We start from the raw sequence: 7,985 nt of genomic DNA on the forward strand, positions 1-7,985 counted from the left end.
CTGGAGGACCCGGCGCGGTTCGTGGAACGGGTGGTGGAGGCGGGCGCCGCGGCGCTCGGCTTCGGGGTCACGCCGGTGTACGACACGGTGCCTGCGGAGCTGGTAGCGGCCTGCGCCCGGCACGGGCTGCCGCTGGTCGAGGTGCCGCCCGAGACGCCGTTCACGGCGGTGGCGCGGGCGCTGTGGCGGCTGATGGCGGAGGCCCGGCTGCACGAGCTGCGCCGGGTGACGGAGGCCCAGCAGTCCCTCGCCGCGGCCGCCGCCCGGCCCGCCCCGGTCCCGGCGGTGCTCGGCGCGCTGGCCTCCCGGCTCGGCGGCCGGGCGGTCCTCTTCGGGCGGGACGGTACGGAGTCGGCCGCGGCGGGCCGGCCGGTCCCGGCGCGGGCTGCCCGGGCGCTGGCGGAGCTGGCCGGGGTGGTCGGCCCCCGGCCCGGCGGCCCCGCCTCGGCGAGCGGCGACGGCGGCGGACTGCGGCTGGCGGCGTACGCGCTCGGTGGCGGGGACGGCCTCGCGCTCGGTGTCGCGACGGAACGGCTCGGCCCCGGCGACCACACGATCGCGGGCGTCGCGGCGGTCCTGCTCTCCCTGCTCACGGCCCCCCACCGGGGCGCGGACGCCTCGGTGCGGGACGGCGCCCTGGTCCGCCTCCTCCTCGGCGCGCCCCCGGCCGAGGCGGCGGCCGCGCTCGGCCCGGGCCCGTGGGTCGTGGTCCACGCCCACGGCGGCGACGGCACCCCCTTCGCGGCGGCGAGTCTGGCGGCGGCCCTGGGTACGCCCCTGGTGGACGCGGGGGCGTGGCCGGCACCGGCGGACCGGGAAGGCGCGGCGGCCCCGGCGGGGACCGCCCCCGCCGGGGCCGCCGGCACCGTTCGGCTCCTCCTCCCCGCCTCGTCGCCCGTCACCGCGCAGCCCGGGTGGACGCTCGGGGTCGGGGCGCCCGTCGGGGCCGGGGCGCTGCCGGTGGGAGACGCGCAGGCGGCGCGGGCGCTGCGGCGGGCCCAGGCCACGCGGGTGGCCGTGGCACGGCACCGGCCGGGCGGGTTCACGGCCCTGATGGATCAGGACGAGGCCGCCGCCCACGCGCGGGCGCTGCTCGCGCCGCTCTCCGCCCCCCTGGCGGAGACCCTGCGCGGCTGGCTCTCCCTGCACGGCAGCTGGGACCGGACCGCCGTCGCCCTGGGCGTCCACCGCAACACCGTCCGCCAGCGCGTGGCCCGCTGCGCGGCGCTCCTCGACCGGGACCTGGACGATCCGGACGTACGGATGGAGCTGTGGCTGGCGTTCAAGGTCGGCGGCGGCCCCGCCGCGTAGCGGCCGTCAGGGGAGGAGCTTGTCGACGGCGGTCTTCGTCGTCGTACGGAAGGCGGTCAGCGGGGCGTTGTCGAGGTCGCCCATCTGTCCCCAGCGGACGAGGGTGACGGCGCGGCCGTCGCGGCCGACGGAGAAGAGGTGGATGTCGTTGATGCCGATCTGCGGGTCGGCGGTGTCCAGGCTGTAGACCCAGGCGCCCTCCTCGACGGCGAGCTTGCCGTGGGCGGCGCTGACGGCCTTCAGGCCCGGGTTCTGCTGCTCGAGCAGGGGCCCGCAGCCGGCGAGGGCCTTGCGGAGGGTGTCGACCAGCTTCACGGCGTCGGCCTCGGTGCGGGCGACGGTGGTGACCTGGACCGCGTGGGTGTCGAGCTCGGTGCTGAACTCGCGGTAGCGGCTGTTCTGCGCCGGGATCTTGTACGGGGCGCAGAGGACGCCGCCGTTCTCCGGGATGCCGGTGAAGACCTGGGTGGCGGTCCACGGCGTCGACGACGGCGGCAGCTGGGAGGCCGCGAGGAAGGCGGGCTGGGCGGCGGCCTGCGCCGGGGCCGTGGCGAGGGCCGCGAGGCCCAGGGCGGCGGTGGCGGCGGTGGCGAGCGCGGTACGGAGCTTGTTCATGGTGGTGGATCCCCCGTCGGGTTGTTCGGTCCGTGCTCGACCAGCGTCGGGCCGGCGCCCGCCGCCTGCAACGGTGCCGCGCCCCCCTTCCGTCCCGGAACCATTCCACCCCCGCTGACGTGCAGGGACGTAAAGGGTGGGACGCAGGGTCGAAGGGGATGGAATGCCGAAGGACGCCACCGTCGAGGAGTTCGCGGGGCTCGTGCGCGCGCTGAAGGCGCGGGACGGCAGGAGTTACGAGGCGCTGGGCCGGCGCCTGAGCGTCAGCGCGTCCACCCTCCACCGCTACTGCTCGGGGGCGACCGTCCCGGAGGAGTTCGCCGTGGTCGACCGGCTCGCCCTGCTGTGCGGGGCGGACGAGGAGGAGCGGCGGGCCCTGGAGGAGTCCTGGCGGCGGGCCGCCCGCACCCGCCTGCCGCGGCAGCCCGGGAGGCCCACGCCACCCCGGCCCGAGCAGCCGCCCGGGGACCCGGCGACCCCCTGGCAGCAGCAGCCGCGGGCCGTCACGGCGCCCGAGGCCGTCGCGGATCCGCGGGCCGTCACGGCGCCCGAGGCCGTCGCGGATCCGCGGGCCGTCACGGCGCCCGAGGCCGTCGCGGAGCCGGCGGAGACCCGCCCCCGGCCGGGACCCGCCGTCCCCCGGGCCCGCGGCGGGTGGGCGCGGGGGGTGGCGCGGGCCGGTGGGGTGGTGGCCGGGGTCGTCGCGCTCGTCCTCGGAGCCGTACTCCTGTTCTCCGGGCAGGAACCGGAGGCGGTGGAGCCACCACCGTTCACGTGGGCCGCCTCCTCGCACGTGTGGCGCGGCGGCTGCGGTCACACGTATCTGGTGGACCGCGCTCCCGGGCGGGTCGCCCCGCCGCCGCCCGCGCAGGACGCCGCCGCCTGGGCCGGCGCGCACGGTGCCGTGCACGGCGGCGAGACGCTGGTGCGGCTCTCCCTCCAGGGGCGGACCTCCGCCGCCGTCGTCGTGCAGGCCGTGCACGTGCGGGTGGTCGGCCGGGCCGCGCCGCTGCCGTGGCCCGCGTACCGGATGGACGACGGGTGCGGTGGCGGCGTCAGCCCGCGCCACTTCGCCGTCGACCTGGACGCCCCCCGCCCGCTCGCCCGGCCCGTGGCGGGGCTCGACGCCACCGGCGCCGAGCCCCGGACGATCCCGGCGGTCGCGCTGCCGTACACGGTCGGCGCCGCGGACCCGGAGGAGCTGCTGGTCACCGCCCGGACCGCGGGCTGCGACTGCCGCTGGTACCTGGAGCTGGAGTGGAGTTCCCAGGGCCGCTCGGGGACGGCGCGGATCGGTGACCGGGGCGGGGAACCCTTCCGTACGAGCGGGGCCGGGGACGGGCCCTCGTACGCGTACGACTCCGTGGGCCGCCGGTGGATCGCCGGTGAGGCCTCCTGACGCCGGTGCTCTGGACAGAGCGGGTGACCGCTGGGTAACTTCGGATCGAGACAGGCTGAGCAAGCGCTTAGACAATCGGCAGCGACGAAGGAGGCGGCTCGTGCGCCGTACCGTATTCAACGAGGACCACGAGGCGTTCCGGGAGACCATCCGCGCCTTCATCGAGGCCGAGGTCGTGCCCGTCTACGACGAGTGGTTCGCGGCCGGCCAGGCTCCGCGCGACTTCTACTACAAGCTGGGCGAGCTGGGCGTCTTCGGCATCAACGTGCCGGAGGAGTTCGGCGGCGCCGGCCTCGACACCCACAAGTTCGAGGCGGTCCTCTACGAGGAGACCGCCCGCGCGGGCGTCCAGTTCGGCGGCTCCGGCGTGCACGTCCTCCTCGCGCTGCCGTACCTGAAGATGCTGGCCACCGAGGACCAGAAGAAGCGCTACCTGCCGAAGTTCGTCAGCGGCGAGGAGATGTGGGCCCTCGCGATGACCGAGCCGGGCACCGGCTCCGACGTCGCGGGCATGAAGACCACCGCCAAGCTCTCCGAGGACGGCACCCACTACGTCCTCAACGGCGCCAAGACCTTCATCACCGGCGGCGTCCACGCCGACCGCGTGATCGTCTGCGCCCGCACCTCCGCCCCGAGCGCCGAGGACCGCCGCTTCGGCATCTCCCTCTTCGCCGTCGACACCAAGTCCGAGGGCTACTCCATCGGCCGCAAGCTGGACAAGCTGGGCCTGCGCACCTCCGACACCGCCGAGCTGGCCTTCGTCGACGTGAAGGTGCCCGTCGAGGACCTCCTCGGCGAGGAGGGCAAGGGCTTCTCCTACCTCGGCCACAACCTGGCCTCCGAGCGCTGGGGCATCGCCTTCGGCGCCTACGCCCAGGCCAAGGCCGCCATCCGGTTCGCCCAGCAGTACGTCACCGACCGCACCGTCTTCGGCAAGCCGGTCGCCTCCTTCCAGAACACCAAGTTCGAGCTGGCCGCCTGCCAGGCCGAGGTGGACGCGGCCGAGGCCGTCGCCGACCGCGCCCTGGAGGCCCTGGACGCCGGCGAGCTGACGCCCGCCGAGGCCGCCTCCGCCAAGCTGTTCTGCACCGAGGTCGCGCACCGCGTGATCGACCGCTGCCTCCAGCTCCACGGCGGCTACGGCTACATGAACGAGTACCCGATCGCCCGCCTGTACGCCGACAACCGCGTCAACCGCATCTACGGCGGCACCAGCGAGATCATGAAGACGATCATCGCGAAGTCGATGGGCCTGTAAGTGCCCGAGGCGCACGACGCACTGGATGCCCTGCTCGATCTGCTCGACCTGGAGCGGATCGAGCGGGACATCTTCCGGGGCGAGTCCCGCTCCGCCCTCGTCCCCCGCGTCTTCGGCGGCCAGGTGGCCGCCCAGGCGCTGGTGGCGGCCGGGCGGACGGTCCCCGAGGACCGGCTCGCCCACTCGCTCCACGCGTACTTCCTGCGCCCCGGCGACCCGGGCGCGCCGATCGTCTACAACGTCGACCGCATCCGCGACGGCCGTTCCTTCACCACCCGCCGGGTGGTCGCCGTCCAGCACGGCCAGCCGGTCTTCCACCTCTCCGCCTCCTTCCAGGCGTACGAGGAGGGACTCGACCACCAGGCGCGGATGCCGGCCGCGCCGGACCCCGACTCGCTGCCCACGGCCGCCGAGACGCTCCCCCGGCACCTGCCCGCCGAGATCGCGGACCGGCTGATCGAGGCCAGGGCCGCCGTCGACCTGCGCTACGCCGACACCCCGCCCTGGGGCTCGGTCGGGCAGCCGCGCGAGCCGCGCTCCCAGGTGTGGTTCCGCACCCACGGCAAGCTGTCCGACGACCCGCTGCTGCACGTCGTCCTCGCCACGTACGTCTCCGACATGACGCTGCTCGACTCCGTCCTGCTCGCCCACGGGCGCGGCGGCTGGGCCGTCGGGGACGTGGTCGGGGCCTCCCTGGACCACGCCATGTGGTTCCACCGGCCCTTCCGCGCGGACGAGTGGCTGCTGTACGACCAGGAGTCGCCGTCCTCCTCGGCCGGGCGCGGGCTCGGCCAGGCCAGGATCTGGACGCGGGACGGCCGGCTGGCGATCTCGGTCATCCAGGAGGGTGTCGTTCGCGTCCCGCGCGACTGACCGGGCATACGGTCCGATGTCATGAAGACGCGGACGAGGAAGGACACGGGCAACGGGGAGAGCACCGTCACGGTGCTCGTGGCGGCGGCGGCCAACCTCGGCATCGCCGCCGCGAAGGCCGTCGCGGGCGTCGTCAGCGGGTCGAGCGCGATGCTCTCGGAGGCGGCGCACTCCTTCGCCGACACGGTCACCGAAGTCATGCTCCTGACCGCGCTCAAGCGGAGCGAGAAGCCGGCCGACGAGGACCATCCGGTCGGCCACGCGGGCGAGCGGTACGTGTGGGCGATGCTGGCGGCGGTCGCCACCTTCGTCGGCGGCGCCGTCTTCTCCGTCTACGACGGGATCCACACCCTCCTGCACGGCGAGGAGCTGGGCGACCCGCTGCTGTCGTACGTCGTCCTCGCCGTCGCCTTCGTCCTGGAGGCGTTCTCCCTGCGGACCGGGATCCGGCAGGTGCGGGCCGAGGCGGACCGCCGGGGCACCCCCTTCGCCACCTATCTGCGGCTCACCCCCGACACCACCGTCAAGGCGGTCGTCCTGGAGGACTCCGCCGCCCTGTCCGGGCTCATGCTGGCGGCCGGCGGACTCCTCGGGGGGCAGCTCACCGGGTCCGGCGTCTGGGACGGGGTCGCCTCGATCCTCATCGGCGTCCTGCTCGTGTACGTGGCCTGGGTGCTGGGCCGCTCCAACGCGCAGCTCCTCATCGGCCGGCCGCTGCCCCGTCCGATGCGCGAGGAGGTCCGCGCGGAGCTGCTCTCCGTGCCGCACGTGGTGGGCGTCCTGGACCTGATCACCCTGATCCAGGGGCCGGGCGAGGTGATGGTCGCGGCGAAGGTCGACTTCCGGGACGTGGTGTCGGCGGCCGAGGTGGAGCGGGCCTGCGAGACGGCGGAGCGGCGGCTGCGGGAGCGGTTCCCCGCGATCCGCCGCGTCTACCTGGACCCGACCCCGGCCACCCGCGCGTGATCCCGGCGCGACCCGGGTGCCGGCAGGCCTGGGCGGAGACCGGGGGCCGGACGGCCCGGGTGCCGCCCGCCGGGGGTCAGGCGAGCAGGCCCGCCGCGTGCAGCAGGTAGGCCGTCAGGGGCTCGTAGGAGCGCGGGTCGACCACGTGGTCGTCCAGCGGCACGGTGACCTGCATGGTCCCCTCGGCCTCGCCGATGAAGAGGGCCGGGTCGTTGCAGTCGGCGTACCCGACGGAGTCGATCCCGCGCTGCCCGGCCCGGCCGGCCCAGCCGTGGTCGGCCACGACCAGGTCGGGCGCGGGTTCCCCGAGGGCCTCCAGGCCGTCCAGGATCGCGTTCATCGGCTCGGGAGAGTGGGTGTGCCAGAGGCTCGCGCCGCGTTCGAAGACGGCGACGTCGGCGAACTGCACGACGTACCCCTCGTCGGCGATCAGACCGCCGGGGATGCGCACGATGTCGCAGCCCTGGGCGCGCAGCGCGGCGGCGACCCGGCTGTGCGCGTCGATCAGGGCGCCGGGGTGGCCGGTGGCGAAGAGGACCCGCTCGCGGCCCGCGGCGGCCTTGCGGAGCCGGGCGGCCATGCGGTCGAGGGCGTCGACGGTCAGTTCGGGGTCGATGGTGTCCTGGCCGGTGCGGTGGGCGGGGTCGTCGACGACGCCGCAGCGCTCGGCCATCACGGCGAGGACGTCCTGCTCGTCCGTCCACCGGTCGCCGAGCTCCAGACCGAGCCAGTAGTGGCGGTCGCCGTTGGCGAGCTTGCGGTAGTGGGAGAGGTTGTTGTCGCGGGGCGTGGCGACGTCGCCCGCGATGCGGGTGCGGACGAGGTGCTCGACGAGGGCGGGGCGGCTGAGTATCGGCATGCCGGCCATTCTGCCGGGCGCGGGCCCCGTGGGTCCCCCGCTCCGGCCCGACGGGGGCACGCGTCCCACTTGGCGGACCGGGTCGGGGGCCCGTGGGGGCGCGGGTCAGGACGCGAGGGCGGCGAAGGCACCGTGGGCCAGGCGGCGCAGGAGGCCCTCCATGTCCGCGCGTCCGAGGGCCGCGAGGTGCGGGGTCGAGTTCAGCAGGCCGAAGACCGCGTGGACCGCCGTGCGCGCCTCGCTCTCGGGGACGCCCGGGTGCAGCTCCCGTACGACCGCCACCCACAGCTCGACGTACTGCCGCTGGAGCTGCCGGACCCGCTTGCGGTCCTCGTCCTTGAGCCGGTCGAGCTCCCGGTCGTGGAGGGTGATGAGCGGCCGGTCGTCGAGGGCGAAGTCGATGTGGCCGTCGATGAGGGAGGCGAGGACGGCCTCGGGGTCGCCCTCCGCCCCGCGCACCCGCAGGCGCCCGCCGTCGAGGAGCCGTTCGCTGATGCCGACGAGCAGCTCGGCGAGCATCGCGTCCTTGCCGGGGAAGTGGCGGTAGAGCCCGGGGCCGCTGATGCCGACGGCGGCTCCTATCTCGTCCACGCCGACGCCGTGGAAGCCGCGCGCGGCGAAGAGGCGGGCGGCCTCCTTGAGGATCTGCTCGCGTCGCGTGGGGGCGTCGGTGCGGGCCGGGCTCGTGGTCATGGATTCGATTC

At 75.4% G+C, this 7,985-nt stretch carries 8 protein-coding genes; 5 read left to right on the forward strand and 3 right to left on the reverse strand.

Going from position 1 to position 7,985, the window contains the following annotated elements; all coding sequences use genetic code 11:
* The coding region (locus tag RIF68_RS19135; RefSeq protein ID WP_309052496.1) for a helix-turn-helix domain-containing protein at positions 1-1,311 on the forward strand (1,311 nt) is incomplete at its 5' end.
* A gap of 6 nt (positions 1,312-1,317) precedes the next feature.
* Here RIF68_RS19135 and RIF68_RS19140 read toward each other — a convergent pair.
* Positions 1,318-1,926: a hypothetical protein gene (locus RIF68_RS19140; protein WP_309052497.1), complete on the reverse strand. Its 609-nt coding sequence runs from the start codon at positions 1,924-1,926 to the stop codon at positions 1,318-1,320.
* 163 nt (positions 1,927-2,089) lie between these two features.
* Between RIF68_RS19140 and RIF68_RS19145 the strand changes: the two genes are divergently transcribed.
* From RIF68_RS19145 to RIF68_RS19160, 4 genes are all read left to right on the forward strand, one after another.
* Positions 2,090-3,325, forward strand: coding sequence for a helix-turn-helix domain-containing protein (locus RIF68_RS19145; protein WP_309052498.1), 1,236 nt, complete (start codon positions 2,090-2,092; stop codon positions 3,323-3,325).
* A gap of 100 nt (positions 3,326-3,425) precedes the next feature.
* The gene (locus tag RIF68_RS19150; protein ID WP_309052499.1) at positions 3,426-4,583 is read left to right on the forward strand and encodes an acyl-CoA dehydrogenase family protein; all 1,158 of its coding nucleotides are present in this window, start codon (positions 3,426-3,428) and stop codon (positions 4,581-4,583) included.
* Positions 4,584-5,456: an acyl-CoA thioesterase II gene (locus RIF68_RS19155; protein ID WP_309052500.1), complete on the forward strand. Its 873-nt coding sequence runs from the start codon at positions 4,584-4,586 to the stop codon at positions 5,454-5,456.
* 21 nt (positions 5,457-5,477) lie between these two features.
* Positions 5,478-6,422 (forward strand): cation diffusion facilitator family transporter, encoded by a 945-nt coding sequence (locus RIF68_RS19160; protein WP_309052501.1) that lies wholly within the window; start codon positions 5,478-5,480, stop codon positions 6,420-6,422.
* A gap of 76 nt (positions 6,423-6,498) precedes the next feature.
* Here the strand turns inward: RIF68_RS19160 and RIF68_RS19165 are convergent, their stop codons facing one another.
* Together RIF68_RS19165 and RIF68_RS19170 are read right to left on the reverse strand one after the other, a co-directional pair.
* Positions 6,499-7,281, reverse strand: coding sequence for a phosphatase (locus RIF68_RS19165; RefSeq protein ID WP_309052502.1), 783 nt, complete (start codon positions 7,279-7,281; stop codon positions 6,499-6,501).
* 105 nt (positions 7,282-7,386) lie between these two features.
* Positions 7,387-7,974 carry a TetR/AcrR family transcriptional regulator gene (locus tag RIF68_RS19170; protein ID WP_309052503.1) on the reverse strand — a complete coding sequence of 196 codons (588 nt, stop codon included), beginning with the start codon at positions 7,972-7,974 and terminating at the stop codon, positions 7,387-7,389.
* Positions 7,975-7,985 lie beyond the last annotated feature (11 nt).

This window comes from Streptomyces sp., assembly GCF_031178505.1.
Lineage (GTDB): Bacteria > Actinomycetota > Actinomycetes > Streptomycetales > Streptomycetaceae > Streptomyces > Streptomyces gulbargensis.